This is a genomic window from Novosphingobium sp., from assembly GCF_039595395.1.
Lineage (GTDB): Bacteria > Pseudomonadota > Alphaproteobacteria > Sphingomonadales > Sphingomonadaceae > Novosphingobium.
The window spans coordinates 3,987,216-4,013,910 of sequence record NZ_JBCNLP010000001.1 but is presented as its reverse complement, the minus strand read 5'-3'; the positions used below and the strand labels follow the sequence as shown (position 1 = coordinate 4,013,910).

The following is a 26,695-nucleotide window of genomic DNA, read 5'->3' as shown; positions in this document are numbered from 1 at the left end:
GGCGGGCTTATGTTTCAAAGGTTTGGCTGCATGGCGTCAGTTTTGTGACGTGGATTTTTGTGGCTATTGCGCCACAGTATCAGTTTCGGTGACCTGTATCGTCAGGATCAGCCCAGCGGCCCCTGCCGCCGATAGGACAGCGCCTCGGCCACATGGGCGCGGCTGACGGTGGCAGCCTGCGCCAGATCGGCAATGGTGCGCGCCACCCGCAGTACCCGCGTATAACCCCGCGCCGAGAGTTTGAGCCTTTCCGCCGCCTGCATCAGCAGAGCCTGACCGTCCTTGTCAGGCGTGGCATGGGTTTCCAGCAGATCCCCCGTCAGATCGGCATTGGTGCGCAAGCCGCTCTGGCCCGAGAGGCGCCCGCGTTGCACCTCACGCGCTGCCGCGACCCGTTTGGCGACCACGATGCTGCTTTCCTGCACCGGCGCGCGGGCCAGATCAACGGCGGGCACGGCATCCACCTGCACATGCAGATCGATGCGATCGAGCAAGGGGCCGGAGACGCGGCTCTGGTAATCGGCGCCGCAGCGGGGCGCGCGGCTGCAGCCCAGCGACGCATCGTCGAGATGGCCACAGCGGCACGGGTTCATCGCCGCGATCATCTGCACCCGCGCCGGATAGGTGACATGGGCATTGGCGCGCGCCACGCTGACCTCGCCGCTTTCCAGCGGCTGGCGCAGCGAATCGAGCACATTGCGCTGAAACTCGGGCAGTTCGTCCAGAAACAGCACGCCCAGATGCGCCATGGAGACTTCGCCGGGCCGGGCGCGCAGGCCGCCGCCGGTCATCGCCGCCATGCTGGCCGAATGATGCGGGGCGCGGAAAGGGCGTGTGCGTAAAATCCGCCCGCCCTCCAGCGTGCCCGCCATCGAGGCGACCATCGAGACCTCCAGCGCCTCGGCGGCGTCGAGCGGCGGCAGGATGCCCGGCATGCAACTGGCCAGCAGGCTCTTGCCGGCGCCGGGCGGGCCGACCATCAGCAGATTATGTGATCCGGCTGCTGCAATCTCCAGCGCGCGGCGGGCTGATTCCTGACCCTTCACCTGTTTCAGGTCCGGGCCGGGCGGCGGCTGCACGCTGTCGGCCAGCGGCGCCACTGGCAGCACCGATGTGCCCTTCAGATGCCCCATCAGCCCCACCAGATCGGGCGCGGCCAGCACCGCGATGCCGCTCGCCCAGCGCGCCTCAGATCCTTGCGAGGCCGGGCAGATCAGGCTTTTTTCAGTCTCGCTGGCGTGCAGCGCGGCCAGCAGCACGCCCGGCGAGGCGACGATCCGTCCATCCAGCGCCAGTTCGCCCACGACGATATAGTCCTGCAACTGCTCGGCATCGGTGACGCCCATCGCGGCCAGCAGCGCCAGCGCGATCGGCAGGTCGTAATGGCTGCCCTCCTTGGGCAGATCGGCGGGGGACATGTTCACGGTGATCCGCTTGGGCGGCATCGCCAGACCCATCGCGGCGAGCGCGGCCTGAACGCGCTGGCGGCTTTCGTTCACGGCCTTGTCGGCGAGGCCCACAAGGTGGAAGCCGGGCAGGCCTGCCGTGATCTGGCATTGAACCTCCACCGTCCGCGCTTCCAGTCCGAGATAGGCGACCGTGGAAACCAATGCGACCAAGGGGATACGCCTTTGGATTGAAGATGAGGTGGAGTGATCTTGAAAGACGGAAAAGAAACTGTCGAGAGGAAGTTAGGGGTAAAAAGAAAATGCGAGGGGGTTACCCCCTCGCGCTCCCATGACGTCTTCCGACGCGAGGGCAGTGGCGCCGAAACGGTGTGGACTATCTCTCCGCTTGCGCTACGCAAAGCGCCGCAGGCGGCAATGCTTTCAAGGCCGTACTGGCAATTTTAAAGCCTGCGGCGCTATGAACCCGTGCCTGACGGGTAGCTTGTGCGCGACGTAGACATTAAAGGGAGCGCGAGGGCGATGGCCCTCGCATCTTATCTTTCTTAACCCCCTTCCGAATCCCTTGACTCAAACCGGCCAAATCCATAATGGCCGCGCTTCACGCGTAGCCCTGCGCTGCGCCAGACGAGATTTTGCAAGGGTTACTACGATGAAGCGCACTTTTCAGCCCAGCCGGCTTGTCCGCGCCCGCCGCCATGGTTTCCGCGCCCGTACTGCCACTGTTGGCGGTCGCAAGGTGCTCGCTGCCCGCCGTGCGCGTGGCCGCAAGAAGCTGTCGGCCTGATCTGACGCCTTTTGAGGCTCGGACGGCATGACCGCGCCTGGGGGTGAGGAGCCTCGGGGCGCGGTTTCTTGCGTTACCGTGCGGGGTTTACCGCCACGGTTGCGGGTGCTGACAAAGCGCTCGGATTTCCTGGCGGCCAACAGCGGCTTGCGCGTGGCGCGGGGCGGTGTGGTGCTGCAGGTCCGGCCCAATGGTGGCGAGGATCTGCGCTTCGGCATCACCGTCACCAAGAAGATCGGCAATGCCGTGGTGCGCAACCGGATGAAGCGCCGTCTGCGCGCTCTGGTGCGCGAGCTGCTGCCTGCTCACGGTCTGGCGGGTCACGATCATGTGCTGATCGGCCGCGAGAGCGGGGTCGAGCGCGATTTCGCCACGATGCGCGCCGAATTGCTGGTCGCTCTGGAACGGGCGCGGGCAGGGAAGGGCGATCCGCCGCGTGGGCCTCGTAAGGGTGGCCCGAAAGGCAAGCCTGTGGTCAGGACGCGGGGCAAGGGCCCGGCGCCTGTCGGCGTTTGAACCCATGCTGGCGCGGCTCTTTATCCTGATCGCGCGGGGCTGGCAGCTTGGCCCCTCACGCGTGTTGCCGCCATCGTGCCGCTATGCGCCCAGCTGCAGCGAATATGCCATCATCGCCCTGCGGCGTTATGGCGCGATTAAGGGTGGATGGCTGGCGGTTAAGCGTCTATTGCGCTGCCACCCTTGGGGTGGGCATGGCTATGATCCTGTGCCCTAGGCCCCGTTTCTCAACACGGATCGGATAGAGGCTCGAAGGCGCCATCGTGAGTAAACAGCCCCCGCAAAATCAGCGCAATTTGTTGCTGGCGATGTTGCTGGTGGGTATCCTGCTGTTCGGCTGGGATACCGCCCTTCGCTACTTCTACCCCAACGCCAACAAGCCCAAGCCCGAAGCCTCGGCCAGCCCGACGCCCACTGCCGCCAAGCCGACCCGCGAGGGCGGTCTGGGCGATGCGATGGAGCAGCAGGTCGAAGCCGTCGACCTGAAGGCCCAGCTTGCCCGTCCGCGCGTGGCGATTGCCGCGCCGGGTCTGGTCGGCTCGATCAATCTGGCGGGCGGCGTGGTCGATGACCTCTCGCTGCCGCGCCACAAGGCCACCATCGAGAAGAACAGCGAGCCGGTGCGTCTGTACTCGCCCGCCGGTACGCCTGCCCAGCATTTTGCGCAGGTCGGCTGGGTGAACGCGCCCGCCGGTATCGCGATTCCCGATGGCAACACCGTGTGGACCGCGCCCGCTGGCGCCAGGCTGACGCCGACCACGCCGGTCACGCTGAGCTGGTCGAACACCACCGGCCAGACCTTCAACCTGACCTATGCCATCGACACCGACTATATGATCACGGTGACGCAGAAGGTCAGCAACACCGGCACGGCGCCGCTCAAGATCCAGTCCTTCGCGCTGATCAACCGCACCAGCCGCACCGCCAGCCAGCGTAGCTGGAACCTGCATTCGGGGCCCTTCGATTCGCTCGACAGCAGCGTGAAGTTCCAGCCCAAGTATGAGGACGTGACCAAGGCCGGCCAGATGAATCTGGAAGGCACCGCCGACTGGCTGGGCTTCACCGACATCTACTGGATGAGCGTGCTGGCCCCCACCAACGGCCAGGGCGCCACCAGTGACTTCCGTTCGCTGGGCAATGACCTGTTCCGCGCCGACCTCGTCTATCCCGCGCAGACCGTTGCGCCGGGCACGGCGTCGAGCACCACCACGCGCCTGATCGCCGGTGCCAAGGAAAACACCGTCCTCGACAAGTATGAGGCCGAGGGCGTCACCAAGTTCAGCTATTCGATCGACTGGGGCTGGTTCTGGTTCTTCGAAAAGCCGATCTTCCTGCTGCTGCGCACGCTGTTCCACCTGACCGGCAACTTCGGCGTGGCGATCATGCTGCTGACGCTGATCGTGCGCCTCATCATGTTCCCGGTGGCCCAGCGCGGCTTTTCCTCCATGGCCTCGATGCGCGCCATCCAGCCCAAGGTGAAGGCCCTGCAGGAGCGCTATAAGGACGACCGCCAGAAGCTTCAGGAAGAAACCATGAAGCTCTACAAGGAGGAAAAGGTGAACCCGCTCGCGGGCTGCCTGCCGATGTTCCTCCAGATCCCGGTCTTCTTCGCGCTCTACAAGGTGCTGATGGTGTCGATTGACATGCGTCACCAGCCCTTCGTGCTGTGGATCAAGGATCTTTCGGTTCCCGATCCGCTGCATATCTTCAACCTCTTCGGCCTGATCCCCTGGGATCCGCCCTCGTTCCTGGGTCTGGGCCTGCTGGGTCTGATCTATGGCATCTCGATGTGGTTCCAGTTCAAGCTGCAGCCCGCCGCGCCCGATCCCGCGCAGCAGCAGATGATGTCGATCATGCCCTGGATGATGATGTTCGTGATGGCGCCCTTCGCCTCGGGCCTGCTGATCTACTGGATCACCTCGAACATCCTGACCGTGGCGCAGCAGAAGTATCTCTACTCGCGCCACCCCGGCATGAAGGCCATGGTGCAGCAGGAACGCGCCACCGTTGCCCGCGCCATCAAGGACAGCAAATGAGCGAGCAGCCGCAAGAACAGGCGCCCGGCGTCGATGAGGAACTGGTCGAACGCGCGCGGCGGCTGTTCTCGGGGCGGGTGGATTTCCTCCTTTCCGCCCCGGCGCTGAAGTTCCTGCCCGATCCGGTGGTGCCCGAGGTGGCCTTTGCCGGGCGTTCGAATGTCGGCAAGTCCAGCCTGCTGAACGCCATCACCGGGCGCAAGTCGCTGGCGCGCACCTCGGTGACACCGGGCCGCACGCAGGAGCTGAACTTCTTCGAGGTGGGCGGTGTGCTGGGCGAGCTGCCCGACTTCCGTCTGGTCGATATGCCCGGCTACGGTTTCGCCAAGGCCCCGCCCAAGGTGGTGGAGCAATGGCGCAAGCTGGTGCGCGAATTCCTGCGCGGGCGTGTGGTGCTCAAGCGCTGCTTGGTGCTGATCGACAGCCGTCACGGGGTGAAGGATGTCGATCGCGAGATGATGGAGATGCTCGACGGTTCAGCCGTGGGCTATCGTCTGGTGCTGACCAAGGCCGACAAGATCAAGGCCAGCGAGTTGGACGATGTCTACGCCAAGACCGTCGCCGAGGCGCGCAAGCATTCGGCGGCGTTTCCTCTGGTTTCGGTGACGTCTTCGGAGACGGGGTTGGGCATTGCGGAGCTGCGGGCTGCGGTTCTGGGGGATGCTGAGCTTTAAGAAGGTCTGAAGGGGAAGATGCGAGGGCCATCGCCCTCGCGCTCCCGTTAATGTCTGCGTTGCGCTTCGGGTTCGGCGATGCGCCTAGATTGCGGCGCCGCAGGCTTTAAACGATAGGAAGGCGCCGGGGGCTTTCATGCCTGCGGCGCCTTTTCGTTGCGCAGGTGGAGAGTTCCCGCACAACGACCGGGTGCCACTGCCCTATCGTCGGGAGACGGAATGGGAGCGCGAGGGTGTAACACCCTCGCATTTATCTTCTTTCTAATCCCCTCTTTTTCCCGTCACAACCCGGCGCTAGAACCGCGGCCTTCACTTCACGCAAACGAGGGCCGCCCCATATGATCTCCACCACCTTGCGCCGTAAACTGGCGATCGCGGGCACTGCTCTGGCGGGCATGTTCACGCTTACCGCCCAGCCGGCTCTGGCCTGGGGAGAGCTGGGCCATCGCACGGTGGGCAACATCGCCTATGCCAATGTGAAGCCCGAGGTCGCCGCGCAGATCGACGAGCTGCTCAAGAATGAGGCCCAGTTGGGCATGCCCGCCTGCCCGGTGAAGAACATCGCCGATGCGGCGGTCTATCCCGATTGCCTGCGGGCGGCGTCGTGGCGCTGGGCCTATACGTTTCCGTGGCATTATCAGGACATCGACATCGACAAGCCTTTCGATGTGAAGGAGGCCTGCTCCAGCGGCAATTGCGTCACGGCGCAGATCACGCGCACGCGCCGCGTGCTGGCGGATCGCAGCCTGCCTGCGGCCCAGCGGCTGGAGGCGCTGATCTTCCTGGTGCATTTCGTGGGCGATGTGCATCAGCCGCTCCATGCCGCCGAGCATGAGCATGACATGGGCGGCAATCAGGTGCTGGTGACCAACATTCAGGCGCCTTCCTATGTCGCCAATGGCGTGTTGGTGGACAACAAGGGCAAGCCCGCCAATCTGCACAGCATCTGGGACACGGTGGTGGTGGAGCGCGCGCAGAAGGAAGGGCGCCTGCCCGCCGTGCGCGCCTACAGCCCTGCCGAGAAGGCGCGGGTCGCCACGGGTGATGTGAACGACTGGGCGCAGGAGAGCTGGGCGCTGGCGCATGATCTGGTCTATCCGCAGGTCTTCGGCCATGTGGTCGCCGCCACCGAGACCACGCCCAAGGAGGTCACGCTGGACGACAAGAGCCTCGACAAGGATGCCGCCGTTGCGGGTGAGCGTATCTTCCAGGCGGGCTTGCGTCTGGCCAAGGTGCTGGATGAGGCGCTGGCCCCGGCTGCTCCGCAGGGCTGATCGCGAAGGTCCAAACCGTTGATCTCTGGCGCCGCGCCCCTTCCGGGGACGCGGCGCTTTTGATTCGCCTGTTGCCGCATCGCTTTTGCGAAAAACCGGTTCCCACTTTTTCGCGCGATGCTTTAAGGATGGATCATGACTGATACCCTCCAGACATCCACCCCCAAGGTCTCCCCCGATGTGGTCGCCCTTGCCGAGGCGCTGATCGCCTGCCCCAGTGTTACCCCCGCCGCGGGCATGGTCTTCGACTGTCTGGAAGAGGCCCTGCGCCCGCTCGGCTTCGACGTGCAGCGCTTCATCACCGGCGAGGCGCCCGACGGCCCTGTCGAGAACCTTTTCGCCATCCGCAAGGGCCCCGAGGGCAGCCGCCACTTCTCCTATGCGGGCCATGTCGATGTCGTCCCGCCCGGCGAGGGTTGGACCAGCGGCCCCTTCGCGCCCCAGCGCCGGGGCGAGCTACTTTACGGACGCGGCGCGGTCGATATGAAAGGCTCGATCGCGGCTTTCGTGGCGGCGATGCACCATGTCCCGGCCGAGGCGGGCACCGTCAGCCTGATCATCACCGGCGATGAGGAAGGCCCCGCCACCTATGGCACGCTGGCCCTGATCGACCATATGAACGCCGCCGGAGAGCGCCCCGACCTGTGCCTCGTGGGCGAGCCGACCTCGGTCCATCGCCTGGGCGATATGCTCAAGGTGGGGCGCCGGGGCAGCGTCAACGTCTGGATCGAGGTGGCGGGCGTGCAGGGCCATGTCGCCTATCCCCATCTGGCCGACAATCCGCTGACCAAGCTGGTCGCGCTGCTGGCCGAACTGAAGGGCCATGTGCTGGACGAGGGCACCGACTGGTTTCAGGCATCGAACCTCGAAATCACCGATGTCTCCTGCGGCAATCCCGCCACCAATGTGATCCCGCCCAAGGCCTCGGCCCGCGTGTCGATCCGCTTCAACGATCTGCACACCGGCCAGTCGCTGGCCGATTGGGTGACGGAAGTCGCCGCCCGCCACGGCGGCACCACGCGCCCGGTGATCTCCGGCGAAGCCTTCCTGACGCCACCGGGGGAGTTCTCGGCGCTGGTGGTCGAAGCGATCAAGGCCGAAACGGGCGTGGAGCCGGAGATTTCGACCAGTGGGGGCACATCGGATGCGCGGTTCCTGAAATCGCTCTGCCCGGTGATCGAGTTCGGTCTCTGCAACGCCACGATGCACAAGCGGGATGAAGCCGTCGCCATCGCCGACCTTGAGGCGCTGGAGCGGATTTTTGCGCGGATTACGGTTGCGGCCTTGAAGAAGGATTGAAGGATAAGATGCGAGGGCCATCGCCCTCGCGCTCCCTTTAATGTCTGCGTGGGCGCTAAGGGTTCGGCCTTGCGCCCAGCTTGCCGCGCCGCAGGGCTCCAATGATAGAGAGGGCGCTGGGTCTTCCTGCCTGCGGCGCCTTTCTGCTGCGCAGGTGGAGAGTTCCCGCACGACGACCGGGCGCCACCGCCCTATCGCCGGAAGACGTTCTGGGAGCGCGAGGGCCCGGAGCATTCCTCTTGAGGAATGCGACCAGCAAAGACTCCCCCCTCGCATTTTCTCTTTTTATATCTTCTATCCTCGCAAAGGCGGCGGGCCTCTGCCACACCTCACCCCCACGGGGCATACGTCCTTTGCCGCCATTGCCGCTTTCCACTGGCCTTGGTAGCAGGACACATTGATACATTCATAGACGCCCGAAAACGAAAAGGGCGCATGCGGGGAACCATGGCAAAACGGCTGACCTATTTCATTCTGATTGCCCTGGTGGCCGGTATTGTGGTGGGCTACGGTCTGCATCAGGCGTTCGACGCCAAGGACCCGGCTCTGGCGACGATCGCCGATCTGCTCAAGCTGCTGCCTGACGTGTTCCTGCGGCTGATCAAGATGATCATCGCGCCGCTGATCATGGCGACCATCGTTACCGGCATCGCGGGCATGGGCGATTCGACCGCGCTGGGCCGCATCGGCGGCAAGGCGCTGATCTGGTTCGTCAGCTCCAGCCTGGTGTCGCTGCTGCTTGGTATGGTGCTGGTCAATCTGTTCCAGCCCGGCGCCGGTCTGGCGCTGAGCCCGGCCACGGGCCTTGGCGATCTGGCCACCAGCCAGCTCACCTTCCGCCACTTCATCATCGAAATTTTCCCGACCAGCGCGCTCGACGCCATGGCGCAGAACAATGTGCTGCAGCTTCTGGTGTTCTCGGTCTTTGCGGGCGTGGGGCTTTCGGCGATTGGCGAGAAGGGCCGCATCATCGTCGATTTCGCCGATGCGGTGGTGACGCTGATGCTGCAGATCACCGGCTATGTGATGTCGGTCTCGCCGCTGGCGGTGTTCGGCGCGATGGCGGCGATCGTCGGCGTGAAGGGGCTGGGCATCCTTGCCACCTATGGCGTGCTGGTCACCGAGTTCTACGGTGGCTTGGTCCTGCTCTGCCTGCTGACGCTGGGCGCGGGCGCGCTGTTCCTGGGCAAGCGCGCCTTCACCCTGTTCCGCTACATCCGCGAGCCCGTCCTGATCTCCTTCTCGACGGCCTCCTCGGAAGCCAGCCTGCCCAAGATGTTCGAGCAGCTCGACCGCTTCGGCGTGCCGCGCCGCGTTTCGGGCTTCGTGCTGCCGCTGGGCTATGCCTTCAACCTCACCGGTTCGATGATGTATGCCAGCTTCGCCTCGATCTTTATCGCGCAGGCTTACGGCATCCACCTGCCGATCAGCACGCAGTTGCTGATGCTGCTGACGCTGATGGTCTCGTCCAAGGGCATCGCCGGCGTGCCGCGCGCCTCGCTGGTGGTGATCGCCGCGACGCTCAACCAGTTCCACCTGCCGGTCGAGGGCATTGCCTTGCTGCTGGCGGTGGACACCTTCCTCGACATGGGCCGCAGCGCGACGTCGGTGCTGGGGAATGCGGTGGCGACCGCCATCGTGACCAAGACCGAAGGCATGCTGCAGCCTTTGCTGGACCCTGAGGCGGAGCATGCTCCCACGCCGCACGATACGGCGGAGCATGGGCTGCATGGGTTGAATATCGATCCCAATCAGTAAGGCAGGGTGAAAGCAGGGGGTGTTACACCCCCTGCACCCCCGTTACGTCTCCCGACGATAGGGCAGGGTAGGGGGTGATGGAGCGCTTAGGCTCTCCACCTGCACAACGAAAAGGCGCCGCAGGCAGGAATGCCCTCGGCGCCTTTTTCTCGTTTAAAGCCTGCGGCGCGGCAGCCTTGGCTCTTTGGTCGAACCCGTGGCGCGACGTAGACATTAAAGGGAGCGCGAGGGTTATGACCCTCGCATCTTCACTTCTTCTTCTGCAAAACCTTATCCTTGAAGGCGCACAAATCCACCTCAGGACACCGCCAGCACTCCGGCGTCCGCGCCTTGCAGATATAGCGCCCATGCAGGATCAGCCAGTGATGCGCCCCCACGCGGAACGGGCCGGGCACATGCTTTTCCAACTGCTTCTCGACGGCTTCGGGCGTCTTGCCCTTCGCCAGCCCCGTGCGGTTCCCCACACGGAAGATATGCGTGTCGACCGCGAAGGTCTCCATGCCGAAGGCGCAGTTCAGCACGACATTGGCCGTCTTGCGCCCCACGCCGGGCAGCTCGACCAGAGCATCGCGGTCGACGGGGACCTCGCCGCCGTGCTTGTCGACCAGGATCTGGGCCATGGCCATCACATTGGCGGCCTTGGTGTTGAACAGGCCGATGGTCTTGATGTGATCCTTCAGCCCGTCGAGCCCCAGATCGAGCATGTCCTGAGGGGTCTTCACGATCTCGAACAGGGCGCGGGTGGCCTTGTTGACGCCCACATCCGTCGCCTGAGCCGACAGGGTGACGGCCACCAGAAGCTGATAGGTGTTGCCGAATTCAAGCTCGGTCTGCGGGTCGGGGTTGACCTCGGCCAGGCGGCGGAAGAATTCGAAGATGTCGGCTTTTTTCATGGTCTGGCGTGGGTTTCCAGAAGGGAAAAGAGAAATGCGAGGGTGTTACACCCTCGCGCTCCCTTTAATGTCTACGTGGTATGCTGACTATGCCGAAGTGCTCGGCACGATAGTGTCGCAGGCATAAACATCGACAGCGTGGTTCAAGGCTGACCTGCCTGCGGCGCTCTGCGTTGCGCAGGTGGAGAGCCTAGGCGCTACGATGGGAAGCCGCCGCCCGTGCGTCGGAAGACGTCATGGGAGCGCGAGGGGGTAACCCCCTCGCATCTACCTTCCTTCTTAAAGCCCCAGAACTTCCTTCATCCCATACCGCCCCGGCTTCTGCCCGATCAGCCACAGCGCGCCTTTCAAAGCCCCTCGCGCGAAAATCCCGCGATTCTCGGCCAGATGGGAGAAGGAGAGCCGTTCATTGTCGGCCAGGAAATGCACCGTGTGGTCGCCCGCCACGCTGCCCCCGCGCAGGGAAGCGAAACCGATGGTGCCCGCCTCGCGCTTGCCGGTGATGCCATCGCGCCCGCGCACGGCGTGGTCTTCCAGACGGATCTGGCGCCCGCGCGCGGCGGCGTCGCCCAGCAGCAGCGCGGTGCCGGAGGGGGCATCGACCTTCATGCGGTGGTGGGTCTCGACGATCTCGATATCCCAGTCCTCGCCCAGGCGGCGGGCGGCTTCCTCGACCAGCCAGGCCAGCATGTTGACGCCCAGCGAGGTGTTGCCGGTCTGCAGCACGGCGATCTTCTCGGAGGCCTGATCGATCAGCCAGTGGTGGCGTTCTTCAAGGCCGGTGGTGCCGATCAGGATGGGCTTGCCCGCGGCAACGGCGGCATCGAGGCTGGCCTCCAGCGCGGCGGGGGAGGAGAAATCGATCAGCACGTCGGCGGCGGCGGCCAGCGCCTCCACATCGCCATCGCGATCCACGGCGCCTGCGACGGTGTGGGCATCGGCGTGGCTGATCTGGATCGCTTCAGCGATGGCTTTGCCCATGCGGCCTTCGCTGCCGATGATGCCGATGTTTGCCATGGGATGCTCCTCTTCGAAAATGCGGAATGCGTCATGGCCCGCGTGGGCGTGGTTGGCAAGGCGGCGTGGCTGAGGCACACCGGGGCCATGAGCAGCATCCGCAACATCGTCATCCTCACCGGCGCGGGCATCAGCGCCGAGAGCGGCATCCGCACCTTCCGCGCCAGCGACGGCCTGTGGGAGGATCACCGCATCGAGGATGTCGCCACGCCGGAGGGTTTTGCCGCCAATCCCGATCTGGTGCAGCGCTTCTATGATGCGCGGCGGGCGGGGGCTCTGGCGGCGCAGCCCAATGCGGCGCATCTGGCTTTGGCGCGGTTGGAGCGGGAGTGGGACGGTGGCTTTCTGCTCGTCACCCAGAATGTCGACGATCTGCATGAGCGGGCGGGCAGCGAGGCGCTGATCCATATGCATGGCGCGCTCAACAGCGCATGGTGCGGGGCCTGCGATGCGCGGCATCCCTGGGTGGAGACCTTGATCGAGCGGCCTGCCTGCCCGTCCTGCGGCAAGGCTTCCTTGCGCCCGGATATCGTGTGGTTCGGCGAGATGCCCTATCGCATGGAGGATATCTATGAGGCTCTGCGCGATTGCGATTTGTTCGTGTCGATCGGCACCTCGGGCGCGGTCTATCCGGCGGCGGGGTTTGTGAGGGCGGCGCGCGAGGTGGGCGCGCAGTGTCTGGAGCTTAATCTGGAGCGTTCGGCGGGCTCGGCATGGTTTCATGAGACGCGGCTGGGCAGCGCGGGGGAGGTGGTGCCCCAGTGGGTGGAAGAGGTTTTAAAAGAATAATGCGAGGGTCATAACCCTCGCGCTCCCGTTCATGTCTACGTTGCGCACAGGGTTCGACTTTGCGCTCAGCTTGTCGCGCCTTTGGTTGCGCTGGTGGAGAGATGGGGCGCAAGATTTCGGTGCCGCTGCCGTCTCGCCGGAAGACGTCATGGGAGCGCGAGGGGGTAACCCCCTCGCATCTTCTTTTCCTACGCTGAACACCCCTTGCACACCGGGTCCTTCACCAGATTGATCGGTCGCAGCGAGGGCGCCAGCCCGTCCAACAGCATCAACTTGCCCCATTGCGGATCGCCCAGACCGGCGCCGTCGAACCCGGCGCCCACGCCTGCCTGCGCCAGCACCACCCGGATGGCATGCATCGCCGCAAAGGTGCCGACCATGCCCACGAAAGCCCCCAGCACGCCATCCGCCGCGCAGGTGTCGCAGTCCTGAGCATCAAAGGCATCGCCAACATAGCAGCGATAGCAGGGCTGGCCCGGCAGATGCCCGGCGAAATTGGCGATCTGCCCCTGAAAGCGCCCCACTGCCGCGCTGGTCAGCGGCACGCCCAGAGCCACGCAGGCATCCGACACCGCAAGGCGGGTAGCGAAATTGTCGCAGCCGTCCAGCACCAGCGTGGGCTGGCCGATCAGGGCGGCGGCGTTGGCCTCGGCGATGCGCTGTTCATGCACCGTTACCGACAGCGCCGGGTCAAAGCGTTTCACCCACTCAGCCGCCGCCTGCGCCTTGGATTGGCCCAGATCGGCGGTTGAGAAGATCGTCTGGCGCTGGAGGTTGCTGTCTTCCACCACATCGTCGTCGATCAGGGTGAACCGGCCGATGCCCGCCGCCGCCAGATATTGCAGCGCGGGCGATCCGATCCCGCCGCAGCCCACCAGCACCACATGGGCCTGAGCCAGCGCCAATTGTCCGGCGCCGCCCACCTCGGGCAGGATGATATGGCGGGCAAAGCGGGAGAGGCGTTCGGGAGGCAGAATCATGACAGGCGATGTAGGCAAACCCTCGCCCTATTGCGAGGGCCTATGCGCAGCGTTAAAGGCACCTTCATGACCCAGACCCTCACGATCCGCCGCCCCGACGACTGGCATCTTCACCTGCGCGATGGCGATATGCTGAAGACCGTGGCGCATTACACCGCCCGCCAGTTCGCCCGCGCCATCGTGATGCCCAACCTGACCCCGCCGGTCAGCACGGTGGAGGCGGCCAATGCCTATCGCCAGCGCATTCTGGATGCTTTGCCGCAGGGCACGGATTTCACCCCGCTGATGGTCTGCTACCTCACCGACAGCATCGATCCGGCGGAGATCGAGCGCGGCTACACCAGCGGCGCCTTTGCCGCCTGCAAGCTGTATCCGGCCCATGCCACCACCAATTCCGCGCATGGCGTCACAGACATCCGCAAGATGACCGGCGTGCTGGAAACCATGCAGCGCATCGGCATGCCCCTGCTGATCCATGGCGAGGTCACCGATCGCCACGTCGATATCTTCGACCGCGAGGCGGTGTTTATCGAGACCATCCTCACCCCGCTGGTGGCCGATTACCCCGATCTCAAGATCGTGCTGGAGCATATCACCACCAGCGAGGCGGTCGATTTCGTCAACGCCGCCGGGCCGAACATCGCGGCCACGATCACGCCGCAGCATATCATCATCAACCGCAACGCCATCTTCGACGGCGGCATTCGCCCGCATGCCTATTGCCTGCCCGTCGCCAAGCGCGAGCAGCACCGGCTGGCGGTTCGCGCGGCGGCGGTCTCGGGCTCGCCCAAGTTCTTTCTGGGCACCGACAGCGCGCCCCATGCCATCGGTCGCAAGGAAACCGCCTGCGGTTGCGCGGGCATTTTCAACGCGCCTTATGCGCTGGAAAGCTATGCGCAGGTCTTCGAGGACGAGGGCGTGCTGGACCGTCTGGAAGGCTTCGCCTCGCTGCATGGGCCCCGCTTCTACGGCCTGCCGCTCAATGAGGGCATGGTGACTCTGGAGCGTGTCGACACCCCGGTGCCTGACAGTCTGGGCGAGGGCGCTCTGGCGCTGGTGCCTTTCCATGCCGGAGAGACGCTGCGTTGGCGGCTCGCCGAAAAGGCCTGATTTTCCGTCGCATTTTACAAGAAATGACAAGGAACATTCCCCTGAGCCAAGCGTAACACCTTGCGTTGGCCTTCGATTGCGGCGATCGGAAGGCCTTTGACGCAGTTGGGGGGTAAGCGTTTTGTTTCAGGGGTTTCGAAGGGGTGGCCGAAAGACGCCCGTCGAACAATCCGCCTTGGTGACAGCCAGCCTGCTGGTGCTGGCGACCTGCCTTGCCACCCCTGTTCTGGCCCAGACGCCTCCCGCGCAGAACGCGACGCCTCCCGCGCAGAACGCGCCAGCCGCGCAAGATGCCGGGCAGGCGGGGGCGGCCCAGTCCAACCCCATTCCCACCACGCCGATCCTGCCCGACAAGGATTTCGACGCCGCCCTGCCGCCGATCAGCGACAATCCCGATGCCCCCATGGGCACGGTGCAGGATTGGGCCAAACAGCAGCAAACGCCCGCGGCCAAGGCTCCGGCCACGCCGCCAACGGCCACCACCGCTCAGGATGGCACGCTGGCGCCGCTGCCGGCGCCCGATCCCGATCTGGCGAGGCCCCTCACGCCGCTCGACAGCTTCAACACCGAACCTTACGTCACCGCCGCCGATGTGAAGGACAAGCCCGAGACCGACCTGCACTATGATTGGAAGGTCACCGGGGTCGACAAGATTGCCGACCGCAACCCGGTCTCGCCCATCGACGGCAATGCGATCCGCAGCCAGTTCTCCGCCGTCTCCGCGCTGAAGGAGGGCAAGGGCAATGCCGCCAATGCCGCGATGATCTCGGCCCGCATGCAGCAGGACCAGAAGACGCTGGCCGATGTGCTGTCCTCTCAGGGCTTTTTCGACGCCAGCGTGCATGGCAGCATCGAAACGCCACAAACCGCGAAGGATGAGCAGGGCAAGCAGGCTGCTCAGGAGCCGGGCAAGATCACCGTGGTGCTCGATGTGGCGCCGGGGCCGCGCTATGCTCTGGGCGCGATCAAGTTCGATGCGCCGCCGGTCACGCCCTCGGACCTCATCACCAAATCCTTCGTGCCCAAAAGCGGCGAGCCCATCGTCGCCGATCGCATCCTCTCGGCTGAGGCCGGGATTGGCGTCACCCTGCCGGAGAATGGCTATCCCTTCGTGAAGGTGGGCCAGCGCGACGTTCTGCTCGATGCCGCCGCCCGCACCGGCGATTATACGCTGCCCGTCACGCCGGGGCCGCGCAGCAAATTCGGCGATATCGTGATGGAGGGCAAGAAGCGCGTCTTCAAGCCCAGGCATGTCGCCACCATCGCCCGTTTCAAGAAGGGTGAACTCTACGACAGCCGCAAGGTCGACGATCTGCGCAAGGCGCTGGTGGCCACCAACCTCTATTCGGTGGTGACGGTCGAGCCGCAGCAGACCGGCACAGCCTCGGGCGAGGACACCGAATATGCCAATCTGCTGGTCAAGGAGCAGGCCGGGCCGCCGCGCTCGCTGGCCGCGCAGTTGGGCTATGCCACGGGCGAGGGGATCAAGGCCACCGGAAGCTGGACCCATGCCAACATGTTCCCGCCTGAGGGCGCGCTGATCGGCACCGCCACGCTGGGCACCAATGAGCAGGGCCTGTCCGGCACCTTCCGCCGCGCCAATGCCGGTCAGCGAGACCGCACCTTCGAGCTGGGGATCGGTGCCGATCACTCCAACGTCAACGCCTATGAGGCCTATACCGGCAAGCTCTATGGCCGCATGTCCTATGCCAGCACGCCGCTGTGGCAGAAGCGCTGGACCTATTCCTATGGCTTCGAGGTGGTGGGCACCAACGAAAAGGACTATGATTTCACGGTCTCCGATTACCGCCGCCGCACCTTCTATGTGCTGGCCCTGCCGGGGCAGGTGACCTACGACCGCTCGAACTCGCTGCTCGATCCCACCAAGGGTTACAAGCTGTCGGTGACGATCTCGCCGGAAACCTCGCTGGGCACGGGCGGGCAGGTCTATGCCCGCGACTCCTTCGAGGCGACGGGCTATTGGCCGCTCGGCAAGAATCTGGTGCTGGCCGGGCGCGCCAAGATCGCCAGCATCCAGGGCGTATCGCGCGAATCACTGGCGCCCTCGCGGCGGCTCTATTCGGGCGGCGGGGGATCGGTGCGGGGCTTCGGCTATCAGGAACTGGGGCCCAAGGACCCCAACGGCAATCCCATCGGCGGCCTCAGCCAGATCGAGACGGGCACGGAAATCCGTTACCGTTTCGGCAATTACGGTCTGGTGGCCTTTGTCGATGGCGGTCAGGTCTACACCAGCACCTTGCCCTCCTTCACCAACTTCCGGCTGGGCGCGGGCATCGGCGCGCGGCTTTACACCAATTTCGGGCCGCTGCGCTTCGACATCGCCACGCCGATCCATCGTGAGGTCGGGGAATCGCGCATTGCGGTCTATGTCTCGATCGGGCAGGCGTTCTGATGGCCGAGGAAACGCATATCGACGCCCCCGAGGCCACCCCTGTTCACCGCCCGTCCTGGGGCAAGCGCATTGCCATTGGCCTGCTGGGTCTGGTGGTCGTGTTGGCGTTGCTGGTGGGCGGCGTGCTGCTGTGGCTGGGCACCGAGAGCGGGCGCGGCTTTGTGGCCAAGCAGGTGTCGGCGCTGAAATTCGAAAACGGGATGACCATCCATGTCGGGCGGATCGACGGTTCGATCTTCAACCGCATGCAACTGGTCGATCTGACCATCGGCGATCCCAAGGGCGTGTTCCTGAGCGCGCCGAACGTGTCGGTCGATTATCGGCCCTTCGAGTATCTCCACAAGCATCTGGCCATTCACGATCTGACGATCCCGCAGGCCTTCCTCACCCGCACCCCGGCCTTCAAGCCGACGCCCCCCAGCAATGCGCCCCTGTTGCCCGATCTGAACATCGATATGGACCGCGTGATGCTGGGCCGTCTGGAGATCGACAAGGCGGTCAGCGGCCAGCGCCATATCGTGGGCTTCAAGGGCGCGGTGCATATCGCCGACCGCCGTTTGCAGCTTACCGCGGACGCCAATGCCATCGCCGCGCCGGGCGTGGCCGGGGGCGACAGCATCCATGCCGTGATCGATGCCATGCCTCAGAACAACCGGCTGGCGATGGACCTGCGCGTGCAGGCCCCGGTGCATGGCGTGGTGGATTCGCTCAGCGGCATGGGCAAGCCGGTCAGCTTGACGCTGGCGGGCAAGGGCGACTGGAACGCCTGGGACGGCCATCTGGCCCAGACCATCGGCAGTGACACGCTGGCCGATGTCTCGATCAAGGCGCGCAAGGGCACCTTCGATGTGCATGGGCCGCTGCGCCCCGCCATCCTGCTGAGCGGCCCTGCCGCAGCGCTGTTCCAGCCGCAGACGCAGTTGGATGTGACCGCCGCCTTCGACCAGCGGAAGATGGATCTGCACGCCAAAGTGGGCAACACCAATTTCGGTGCTCAGGCCGATGGCGCGATGGATATGGGCAACAACACCCTCTCCGACATGAAGCTGGGCTTCCAGCTGATGCAGCCCAAGGTGATCGCCAAGAATCTGGCCGGGGACCGGATCGCCGCCCATGCCGTGGTCAATGGCGCCTTTGTGGCGCCCAGCCTGAGCTATGGTCTGGAAGCTGGCTGGATCGGCTTTGGCGCCACGCGGATCGATGGCCTGTCGGTCTCGGGCAGCGCCAAGATGGACAAGGACCAGTGGCGCATTCCGGTCAATGGCCATGCCGCCGCGATCACGGGCGTCAGCGCCAGCGTGGCGCCGCTGCTGACCAATGTGCGTTTCAGCGGTGACTTTGCCTATGCCAAGGGCCGGTTGCTCTCGGACAACATCCATCTGCAATCGAGCAGGATCGACGCCAAGGCCGTCATCATCGCCGATATGAACAAGGCGCTCTACACCGGCACGCTCAATGGCCGCGTGAACGACTACAAGGTCGAGAGCGTGGGCATCTTCAACCTGCAGTCGGACATTGGCCTGAAGACCGGCGCCAATGGCTATTTCAAGCTGGGCGGCCATGTCGCGGCGCGCTCGACGCGGCTGCTCAACGATGGCTTGCAGAATTTCCTGGGCGGCAATGCGCTGATCCAGGCCGATGTCGGCTATGACAGCAATGGCGTGGCCACCATTGATAAGCTGAACGTCGCCGCGCCTGAATTCCGTATGGTCGGCGGCCACGGACGCTACGATGACAAGGGCCGCATCACCTTTGCCGCCAACGCCTCCTCGGACACATATGGCCCCATCGGTGTCACCGCCAGCGGCACCGTGGCCAGCCCCGTGCTCCATCTCGTGGCTGCAAAGCCGGGGGTGGGCATGGGGCTGGCCGATCTGGTCGCCGATGTGCGGGGGCAGAACGGCACCTATCTGGTCACCGCCAAGGCCAACAGCGATTACGGCGCCATCGCCGCCAATGTCGCCGTCGCCACGGGCAAGCAACTGGCCATCGACCTGCGCCCCGGCACCGCCTTCTCCGGCATCGGCTTTACCGGCCATATCGTGCAGCAGCCTGCCGGGCCCTTCGCGGGCACGGTGCAGGCCAATGGCTCGGGCGTGGCGGGGCATATCGATCTGTCGGCGCAGGGTGGCAAGCAGCGCGCCGTGGTGGCGCTGGCAGCCGCCAACACCAGCCTGCCGGGCAAGGCCGGGCTGACGGTGGAGCGCGCCCTCGTCAACGCCGATGTGCTGATGACCGACCAGCCGCAGATCAAGGGCGATGTGCAGCTCTCGGGCACGCGGATGGGCGACCTTTACATCGCCATCGCGCGGGCCAATGTGGATTATCACGCCGGGGCCGGTCAGGCGAAGATGCTGGTGGAGGGGCGCAGCAAATATCCCTTCCATCTGGCCGCCAATGCCGCTCTGGCGCCGCAACTGTGGCGGGTGGCCTTGCAGGGCAAGGTCAATGGTGTGGACATCGCCAGCCGCGCGCCGCTGCAGATCGTGCCGGACAAGGGCACCTACACGCTGCGCCCCGCCACGTTGCAGGTCAGCAATGGCACGCTCCAGCTTGAGGGCCATTATGGCAACGGCATGGCGCTGCACAGCCGGTTGAACGGTGTCGATCTGGCGCTGGTCAATGCCTTCTCGCCGGGGCTGGGCGTGGGGGGCAAGGCCTCGGGCAGTCTGGATTACACGCAGGCCTCCGCCACCGCCTTCCCGCAGGCTGATGTGCGCATGCAGATCACCGGCTTCACCCGCACCACGCTGGCGACCGTCTCGGAGTCGGTGGACATCACCATGGGCGGCCAGCTTGCGGACACTGGCGGCCATGCCCAGGCGCTGCTGCGCCGGGGTGGGACCTCGATCGGCCAGTTCCAGCTCAACCTTGCGCCGCTGCCCGCCGAAGCCGGAAGCTGGTCGACGCGCCTGATGGCGGCGCCCTTGTCGGGCGGCATCCGTTATAATGGGCCCGCCGATGTGCTGGCCTCGCTGGCGGCGCTGTCGGATCAGAGCCTGAAGGGGCCCATCGGCATCGCCGCCGATTTCCACGGCACGGTGAAGGCGCCGCAATTGACCGGCCTCGTGCGCGCCAACAATCTGACCTATGAGAACTCCTCCTATGGCACCAGGCTGACCAACATCGCGCTGAGCGGCCGCTTCGCCAACGATCGCCTGCAGGTCGAAAGCCTGACCGCGAAAGCGGCCAAGGGCACGATCAGCGCCAGCGGCTTCGTCTCCCTGAGCGCGGCGGAGGGCTATCCCATCCAGCTCGGCATCGACATGAAGGATGCCCAGCTCGCCAGCGGTCAGGATCTGGCGGCGCGGGCCAGCGGCAGCCTCCAGATCGTCAACGGGCCCAACCAGCCCGCGACGATCAGCGGCACCATCGACCTGCCCGAAACGCATTACCGCATCGTGCGCGAGGGCTCGGCCAATGTGCCGACCCTGACCGGTGTGCGCCGCAAGCCCGTCAATGGCCCGACGCGCATCACCGGTGCGCCCGAGCCGATCAGCAGCGTGCCCGCCAACTGGAAGCTGGATATCCGCGTGCGCGCCGACAACCAGATCTATGTCACCGGCATGGGGCTCGATTCCGAATGGGAGGCCGATATGCATGTCGGCGGCACCACCGGCGCGCCGCTCATCAACGGCACGATCAAGGTGGTGCGCGGCACGCTGTCCTTCGCGGGCCATTCCTTCGATCTCGACAGCGACAGCATCATCACCTTCAGCGGCGGCGACATGACCGATCCGACGCTGAAGATCACCGCCACCAGCACGATCTCGGATGTCGACATGACGATCAACGTCACCGGCACCGCGACCAATCCGACGATCGCCTTCACCTCCACCCCCAGCCTGCCTCAGGACGAGCTGATGGCCCGCGTGCTGTTCGGCGGACCGGTGGGCAGCCTCTCGGCGCTGCAGGCGGTGCAGTTGGCCTCCTCGCTCAACACGTTGCGCGGCGGCAAGGGCGGGCTCAACCCGCTGGGCACGCTGCAGTCGGCCACCGGCATCAGCCGTTTGCGCGTGCTGGGCGCCGATGCCAACACGGGCCGCGAGACCGCCGTGGCGGCGGGCAAATACATCACCAACAACATCTACATCGAGGTGATCACCGACACGCGCGGCTATACCGCCACCCAGCTGGAAGTGGCGCTGACCAAGGCGCTGTCGGTCATCAGCCAGGCCGGGGCCTTCGGCGGCACGGGCGTCACGGCCCGTTACAGGAAGCGTTACTGATGGGCGGAAGGATCGTGTTGGGCGCCATGCTGCTGCTGTTGGCAGGCTGTCAGCGTGAGAAGAGCTTCGACGAGCGCTATCAGCAGCGCTCGGATGAGGCGAAGCAGGCCGCCAGCAAGATGGAACACGATCTGACCACAAGGCTGCAGGCCGCGCAGGTGGCGGGCAATGGCACCACGGTTCAGCAGGAAGCGCGCAGCGACCAATAGGGGTCAGGCAAAGGGGTTCTTCACCGAGGGCAGCGGCTTGTCCGGCCCCGGATCGGGCGCATCGCCGCGCGCGATGGCTGAGGCCAGATCGGCCCTGGCCTGCGTGAGCAACGCGATCAGATGGTCGAGCCGTTCCTGCGAGGGCTGGTCGGCCAGCAGAGTCAGTTTTCCGTAAAGCGCCAACTGACTCTCGTCGCTCTCCAGAGTCAGGTCGCCCAGCGTGATGGCCTGCGCCTCACCAAAGGCCTTGAAGCTCTCCATCAGTCGATCTCCAATTGGTTCTGGCTGGGGGCATCCAGCCGGGGGAAGGGGGTGATGCCGGTGCGCTGCGTGAAGTCGGCCAGCGAGACGCGGTCGATCCGCCCGCCATCCTTGTTGGGCGCCACGAACACCAGCGCGCCGCGCCCCGGCACCAGCACCGCCTTCCAGAAGCTGCTGGGCACCATCACGCGGCCATCGGGGGTGGTGTTGATCGTCTCGCCCAGAAACAGCACGCCGGTCACCACCCAGATCTCGCCGTTGCTCTGCACATAATCGCGCAGATGGCTTTCCAGATCCGACCATGGGCCCCGGTTGAGCTGCGAATTTTGCGGCGCGATGTTGGCAAGGGAAAAGCTCTGCCGCTGCTCCTCATGCCCCGGCATATCGCCCGAGGGCGAGAGATGCCCCCGGTCCAGCCCGGAGCGGCGATAATCGGCCAGCTCGCCGCGCATGTCAGCGTCGAGCGAGGGCTCGGGGTAGAAGGCGCTGGCGCGCTCGGTGGCGCGGGCTTGGGCGATGCGGCCCGGCGTCAGATGCTCGGCGGACCACATGGGCGTGCGGCTGATGGGCGAACTGGCCGAGGCATAGCCCTGATAGCACACGCTGACCAACCCCTGCGCCAGCTTGCCGGGCAGATCGGGCCGCGCGCCCTGATAGAGATTATCGCCGCAAGCCGCGTCGGAGGCCGCCACCGGGCCATGGTCCGGCGCTGGCCCTTCGATGCCGGGGGCAGGCGAGGGGATGCTCTGCGGCGGCTGGGCGGGGTTCGTGGTGAACCAGACCGCCAGCGCGATCAGGATCAGCAAAAGCAGCAGGGGCAACCAGCCGGGGCGGCGAAGCATGGAACGTCCTGTGTTGCGCGCCGTTGTCGTCAACGGAGCTTTGGAAAGCCGCAGCCATAACCGTTTGAAAAGTGGCTGACCATGATGCGGGCATGGCTTGTGCCCGGCGTTGAACAGGGTCACAACAGGGGCGTTTTGGGCAGGCCGGCCTGAAGGCCTGTTTTGGGGAAAGGTTTGCCGATGTCGAAACTGCTGCGTTGCGCGCTGCTGGCCGCGCCTCTTTGTCTGGGCGCGGCTTTCGCGCTGACGGGGGCCTCGGCCCAGCCTTCGGCAAAACCATCCGGTCAGGCCTGCCCCGGCGACAATGGCGGGCTGAGCCTGCCGCCCGGTTTCTGCGCCACGATCTTTGCCGACAATCTGGGCCATACCCGCCATCTCACCGTGGCGGGCGACGGTACGGTCTATGTCAACACGTGGTCGGGCGCCTATTTCCGCAATGCGCCACCCGCGCCCGCGGGCGGTTTTCTGCTGGGCCTGAGGGACACAAAGGGCAAGGGCGTGGCCGATACGGTGGTGCGCTTCGGCACGCCTGAGGCGCAGGGGGCCAAGGGCGGCACCGGCATCGCCCTGTGGCATGGCTACCTCTTTGCCGAGGAGCATGACACGATCATCCGCTATCCCTTGAAGCAGGGCGCCATCGCACCCTCCGGCCCGGCGGTCGTGATCGTGAAGGGCATGCCGCTGACAGGCGACCACCCGATGCACCCGTTCGTGGTGGACGGCAACGGGCAGATTCTGGTCAACTCGGGCTCGGCCAGCAACACCTGCGAGAGCCCCAACCGCCAGCCGGGCGCGAAAGGCGCCAACCCTTGCGTCGAGGCCGAGACGCGCGCCGGCATCTGGGCCTATCGCGGCGACAGGGAGGGGCAGGTCTTCTCACCCGCCGAGCGCTGGGCCACGGGCATCCGCAACACCGGCGGTCTGGCCTTCGATGCCACGGGCCGCCTCTATGGCGTGCAGCATGGGCGTGATCAGCTCTCGCAGAACTGGCCGAAGCTCTACACCACCGAGCAGGGCGTCGAGCGCCCCGCCGAAATCCTCTTCTCGCCCTTCAAGGGGGCCGACTTCGGCTGGCCGACCTGCTATTTCGACGGCTTCCAGAACCGCCATGTGCTGGCCCCGGAATATGGCGGCGATGGTGGCAAGACCCAGGGGCTCTGCGCGAGCAAGACCCCGCCGCTGGTCGCCTTCCCCGCGCATTGGGCGCCCAATGATGTGACGATCTACACCGGCCATGCCTTCCCGGCGGCCTACAGCGGCGGGGCCTTTGTGGCCTTCCATGGTTCATGGAACCGGGCGCCCGCGCCTCAGGGTGGCTATCAGGTGGTGTTCCAGCCGCTGAAGGACGGCAAGCCGAGCGGGCAATGGATTCGCTTCGCCGATGGTTTCGCCGGGCCCTACAAGGAGCCGGGCCGCGCGCTGCATCGCCCGGCGGGGCTGGCGGTGGGGCCCGATGGCGCGCTCTATGTGGCTGACGATGTGCGCGGGCGGATCTGGCGGATTACGTACCATGGTGCCGCTGCGGCGGGGCTGACCGCCGCGCCCGAGGCCAGGGTGGGCAAGCCGTCAGAGGCTGCCGCCGCGCCCACCGCCCTGCCGCCGGGGATCAGTGCCCAGCAGGTGGCGCTGGGCCGGGCGATCTATCTGGGTCAGGCCAAGGGCGGCACCTGCCTTGGCTGTCATGGCTCGGACGGGAAGGGCAGTTCGGCGGGCGCCTCGCTGGTGGGGCCGGACTATCTGTGGAGCGACGGTTCGGTCGATGGCCTCGCCAAGACCATCACCGAGGGCGTGAGCAAGCCCAGGAAGACCAGCGATGCCATGCCCGCTCTGGGCGGCGCGGCGCTGACGCCCGGTGATGTGAAGGCGGTGGCGGCCTATGTCTGGACTCTGGGCCACGGGAAATGACCGCCTAGTCCTCGTCGCGCGCGGTCCAGTCATGGAGATCGGGATCCTGCCCGATCAGGGCGAGGCCGTGCGCGATGGAGGTCAGTTCCTCGCCGCTTTCGATGCGGCCCTCGCCAAAGCGCGCGGTGAACAGCGCGCGCACGGCGGGGATCAGCGATGAGCCGCCGGTGAGGAAGACATGGTCGATCTGGTCAGCGTTCAGCCCGGCCCGTTCCAGCGCCGTGTCCACCGTCTCGCCGATGCGTTGCAGGTCGGGGGCGATCCAGTTTTCGAAGTCCGCACGGCGCACCGGGGCCTCGATGGAGAGATCGGCGCTTTCGAAGCGGAACACCGCTTCCTCCTGCGCGGAGAGCGTGCGCTTCAGCCCGCCGACCGCCTCATACAGCGGATAGCCCAGCTCCTTATCGACCACCGCGATCATGCGGGCGATGGCGGCAGGGTCGGTGGCGCTGCGCTGCAGGCGGGCCAGTTCCTCAAGCTTGCGGCGGGTGCGCATCAGCGCCAGGCGCGACCAGTCCCCGAAATCGGCGAAATGGCCCTCGGGAATGTCGAGCACCTTGTCGAAGGAGCGATAGGTGCCGCCCTTGCCCAGCAGCGGCAGCACGAGCCGGTCCATGATGCGATAGTCGAAACGGTCGCCCGCGATGCCGATGCCCGCGCTGCCCAGCGGGGTGCAGCGCTTGGCGGCGCCGGGGGCCTCGACGCGCACGATCGAAAAGTCGCTGGTGCCGCCGCCGAAATCGGCCACCAGCAGGGTGGCGGCCTTGCTCAGGCGCGAGGCGAAGCTGTAGGCGGCGCCCAGCGGCTCGTAGACGTAATGCACCTCGCGCCCCAGCATGCCGAACATCGCGTCGTAACGCTTGCGGGCCAGCGCCTCATCGGGCCGGTTGCCGACATAGCGCACCGGGCGGCCGACGATCACCTTTTCGGGCAGGCTTTTGAGCGCCGAACCGCCGCGCGCCAGCAGATGGCGCAGGAAGATTTGGCCCAGTTCCTCGAAGGGCAGGCGCTTTTCGAAGAGGTTGGCATGCTCGAAACTGGGGCTGGCCACCACCGATTTGAAGCTCTGCAGAAAGCGGCTACCCTGCGGAAAATCGAGAAATTCGGCAATCGCCCAGGGGCCTGCCTCATGCGCCAGCGAACGCTCATCCTGCCAGAAGCACAGCGCCGAGCGGAACACCGATTGCGTGCCCTCGGGCGCGGCCAGCGGCACCAGCTGCGCGTGGCTCGCATCCTGTGCCAGAGCGACCACCGAATTGGTGGTGCCGAAATCGATCCCCATCGCAAGGGGAGATGCAGCCATGGGAAAAGCGTCCTGTACGCGCAAAGGGAGAGGGCGCGGGTTCCTATGGCAGGCGGGGTCGGGCGGCGCAACCACCCCTGCGACCCGCGCCTGCTTCGTTTGGCTCAGCCCTTGGTGGAAACCGGCATATTGTCGATCAGCCGCGCCTTGCCGATCCGCGCTGCAACCAGCAGCCGGGCCGGGCGCTGGCCCAGTTGCGTCAGCGGCGTCAGGCTCTCGGCCTCACGCAGTTCGGCGTAATCGACCGAGATGAAGCCGCCTTCCAGCAATTCGGCCTGAAGTGTGGCCAGCGTTTCGGCCACATCGGCCTGCTTCTCGATGGCGGCAATGGCCTTGCGCATCGCGGTCGGCAGGCTGACGGCCTGCGCCCGCTCCTCCGCCGAAAGATAGGCGTTGCGCGAGGAGAGAGCCAGGCCATCCTTCTCGCGCACCGTCGGCACGCCGATGATGTTGTCCACCGAAGGATGCACCAGATCCAGATCGCGGGCCATGCGGCGGATCACCGCGAGCTGCTGCCAGTCCTTCTCGCCGAACAGCGCGACATCGGGCTGCACCTGATTGAACAGCTTGTTGACCACCGTGGCCACGCCGTCGAAATGGCCGGGGCGGGTGCCGCCGCACAGCCCTTCCGACACGCCCGAGACCGAAATGTTGGTGGCATAACCCTCGGGATAGACCTCTTCCGGGGCGGGCGCCCACAGGATCGCCACGCCTTCATCGGCCAGCAGGGTGGCATCGGCCTCCAACTGGCGGGGATAGGCGTCCAGATCCTCACCCGCGCCGAACTGGCGAGGGTTAACGAAGATCGAGACAACCACCTGAGCGCCCAGCGCTTTCGCCTCGCGCACCAGCGTCAGATGGCCCTGATGGAGCGCCCCCATCGTGGGAACCAGCGCGATCCGGCCGTGGGTGCGCATGCCCGCCACTGCCGTGCGCAGCGCCGCTTTATGGTGAATGATCCGCACTCTATCCTGTCCTTGCCTGATGCGTCCCG

22 protein-coding genes are annotated in these 26,695 nt (G+C 65.6%); 14 read left to right on the top strand and 8 right to left on the bottom strand.

All coding sequences use genetic code 11. From position 1 onward, the window contains the following. Positions 1-107: 107 nt before the first annotated feature. Positions 108-1,619 (bottom strand): YifB family Mg chelatase-like AAA ATPase, encoded by a 1,512-nt coding sequence (locus tag ABDW49_RS18295; RefSeq protein WP_343613711.1) that lies wholly within the window; start codon positions 1,617-1,619, stop codon positions 108-110. 439 nt (positions 1,620-2,058) lie between these two features. Here ABDW49_RS18295 and rpmH point away from each other — a divergent pair, with 439 nt between their 5' ends. The 8 genes from rpmH (at position 2,059) to ABDW49_RS18255 (ending at position 9,750) form a co-directional block, all read left to right on the top strand. After that, complete coding sequence (gene rpmH, locus ABDW49_RS18290; protein WP_011444236.1) at positions 2,059-2,193, top strand: 50S ribosomal protein L34; 135 nt, start codon at positions 2,059-2,061, stop codon at positions 2,191-2,193. Positions 2,194-2,301: 108 nt separating this feature from the next. Then, a complete protein-coding gene (gene rnpA / locus ABDW49_RS18285; RefSeq protein WP_343614378.1) occupies positions 2,302-2,709 on the top strand; it encodes a ribonuclease P protein component in 408 nt (135 codons plus the stop codon). Positions 2,710-2,713: 4 nt separating this feature from the next. Then, positions 2,714-2,926, top strand: a complete 213-nt coding sequence (gene yidD, locus ABDW49_RS18280; protein WP_084456030.1) for a membrane protein insertion efficiency factor YidD — start codon at positions 2,714-2,716, stop codon at positions 2,924-2,926. A 46-nt stretch (positions 2,927-2,972) separates the two neighbouring features. Beyond that, the gene (yidC, locus tag ABDW49_RS18275; protein WP_343613702.1) at positions 2,973-4,745 is read left to right on the top strand and encodes a membrane protein insertase YidC; all 1,773 of its coding nucleotides are present in this window, start codon (positions 2,973-2,975) and stop codon (positions 4,743-4,745) included. After that, on the top strand, positions 4,742-5,419 hold the full coding sequence (gene yihA, locus ABDW49_RS18270; protein ID WP_343613700.1) for a ribosome biogenesis GTP-binding protein YihA/YsxC: 678 nt from the start codon (positions 4,742-4,744) through the stop codon (positions 5,417-5,419). The genes yidC and yihA overlap by 4 nt, the downstream gene beginning before the upstream one ends. Positions 5,420-5,757: 338 nt before the next feature. Further along, entirely contained in the window at positions 5,758-6,693 is a 936-nt protein-coding gene (locus tag ABDW49_RS18265) for a S1/P1 nuclease (protein WP_343613699.1), read from the top strand. A gap of 135 nt (positions 6,694-6,828) precedes the next feature. Further along, on the top strand, positions 6,829-7,992 hold the full coding sequence (gene dapE / locus ABDW49_RS18260) for a succinyl-diaminopimelate desuccinylase (RefSeq protein ID WP_343613697.1): 1,164 nt from the start codon (positions 6,829-6,831) through the stop codon (positions 7,990-7,992). A gap of 447 nt (positions 7,993-8,439) precedes the next feature. Continuing rightward, positions 8,440-9,750, top strand: a complete 1,311-nt coding sequence (locus ABDW49_RS18255) for a dicarboxylate/amino acid:cation symporter (protein WP_343613695.1) — start codon at positions 8,440-8,442, stop codon at positions 9,748-9,750. 248 nt (positions 9,751-9,998) lie between these two features. Here the strand turns inward: ABDW49_RS18255 and nth are convergent, their stop codons facing one another. Both nth and dapB read right to left on the bottom strand, forming a co-directional pair. Beyond that, entirely contained in the window at positions 9,999-10,643 is a 645-nt protein-coding gene (nth, locus tag ABDW49_RS18250; RefSeq protein ID WP_343613693.1) for an endonuclease III, read from the bottom strand. A gap of 279 nt (positions 10,644-10,922) precedes the next feature. After that, a complete protein-coding gene (dapB, locus tag ABDW49_RS18245) occupies positions 10,923-11,660 on the bottom strand; it encodes a 4-hydroxy-tetrahydrodipicolinate reductase (protein WP_343613692.1) in 738 nt (245 codons plus the stop codon). An 87-nt stretch (positions 11,661-11,747) separates the two neighbouring features. On the opposite strand from dapB, the gene ABDW49_RS18240 reads away from it, so the two are divergent. Next, positions 11,748-12,449, top strand: coding sequence for an NAD-dependent deacylase (locus ABDW49_RS18240; protein WP_343614376.1), 702 nt, complete (start codon positions 11,748-11,750; stop codon positions 12,447-12,449). Positions 12,450-12,637: 188 nt separating this feature from the next. Here the strand turns inward: ABDW49_RS18240 and ABDW49_RS18235 are convergent, their stop codons facing one another. Then, positions 12,638-13,429 (bottom strand): HesA/MoeB/ThiF family protein, encoded by a 792-nt coding sequence (locus ABDW49_RS18235; protein WP_343613691.1) that lies wholly within the window; start codon positions 13,427-13,429, stop codon positions 12,638-12,640. Positions 13,430-13,495: 66 nt separating this feature from the next. Between ABDW49_RS18235 and pyrC the strand changes: the two genes are divergently transcribed. The 4 genes from pyrC (at position 13,496) to ABDW49_RS18215 (ending at position 21,390) form a co-directional block, all read left to right on the top strand. Beyond that, a complete protein-coding gene (pyrC, locus tag ABDW49_RS18230) occupies positions 13,496-14,539 on the top strand; it encodes a dihydroorotase (RefSeq protein ID WP_343613690.1) in 1,044 nt (347 codons plus the stop codon). Between the two features lie 178 nt (positions 14,540-14,717). Next, positions 14,718-16,952 carry a BamA/TamA family outer membrane protein gene (locus ABDW49_RS18225; protein ID WP_343614374.1) on the top strand — a complete coding sequence of 745 codons (2,235 nt, stop codon included), beginning with the start codon at positions 14,718-14,720 and terminating at the stop codon, positions 16,950-16,952. Next, a complete protein-coding gene (locus tag ABDW49_RS18220; RefSeq protein WP_343613689.1) occupies positions 16,952-21,181 on the top strand; it encodes a translocation/assembly module TamB domain-containing protein in 4,230 nt (1,409 codons plus the stop codon). Before ABDW49_RS18225 ends, ABDW49_RS18220 begins: the two co-directional genes overlap by 1 nt. Continuing rightward, the gene (locus ABDW49_RS18215) at positions 21,181-21,390 is read left to right on the top strand and encodes a hypothetical protein (RefSeq protein ID WP_343613688.1); all 210 of its coding nucleotides are present in this window, start codon (positions 21,181-21,183) and stop codon (positions 21,388-21,390) included. The genes ABDW49_RS18220 and ABDW49_RS18215 overlap by 1 nt, the downstream gene beginning before the upstream one ends. 3 nt (positions 21,391-21,393) lie before the next feature. Here ABDW49_RS18215 and ABDW49_RS18210 read toward each other — a convergent pair whose 3' ends face one another. Further along, a complete protein-coding gene (locus ABDW49_RS18210; RefSeq protein ID WP_343613686.1) occupies positions 21,394-21,651 on the bottom strand; it encodes a hypothetical protein in 258 nt (85 codons plus the stop codon). Continuing rightward, entirely contained in the window at positions 21,651-22,493 is an 843-nt protein-coding gene (locus ABDW49_RS18205) for a DNA/RNA non-specific endonuclease (RefSeq protein ID WP_343613684.1), read from the bottom strand. The genes ABDW49_RS18210 and ABDW49_RS18205 overlap by 1 nt, the downstream gene beginning before the upstream one ends. Before the next feature lie 180 nt (positions 22,494-22,673). Between ABDW49_RS18205 and ABDW49_RS18200 the strand changes: the two genes are divergently transcribed. Next, complete coding sequence (locus ABDW49_RS18200; protein ID WP_343613682.1) at positions 22,674-24,398, top strand: c-type cytochrome; 1,725 nt, start codon at positions 22,674-22,676, stop codon at positions 24,396-24,398. A gap of 4 nt (positions 24,399-24,402) precedes the next feature. Here ABDW49_RS18200 and ABDW49_RS18195 read toward each other — a convergent pair whose 3' ends face one another. Then, positions 24,403-25,701: an Hsp70 family protein gene (locus ABDW49_RS18195; protein ID WP_343613681.1), complete on the bottom strand. Its 1,299-nt coding sequence runs from the start codon at positions 25,699-25,701 to the stop codon at positions 24,403-24,405. Positions 25,702-25,805: 104 nt separating this feature from the next. Beyond that, a complete protein-coding gene (panC, locus tag ABDW49_RS18190; RefSeq protein WP_343614372.1) occupies positions 25,806-26,660 on the bottom strand; it encodes a pantoate--beta-alanine ligase in 855 nt (284 codons plus the stop codon). Positions 26,661-26,695: the final 35 nt, after the last annotated feature.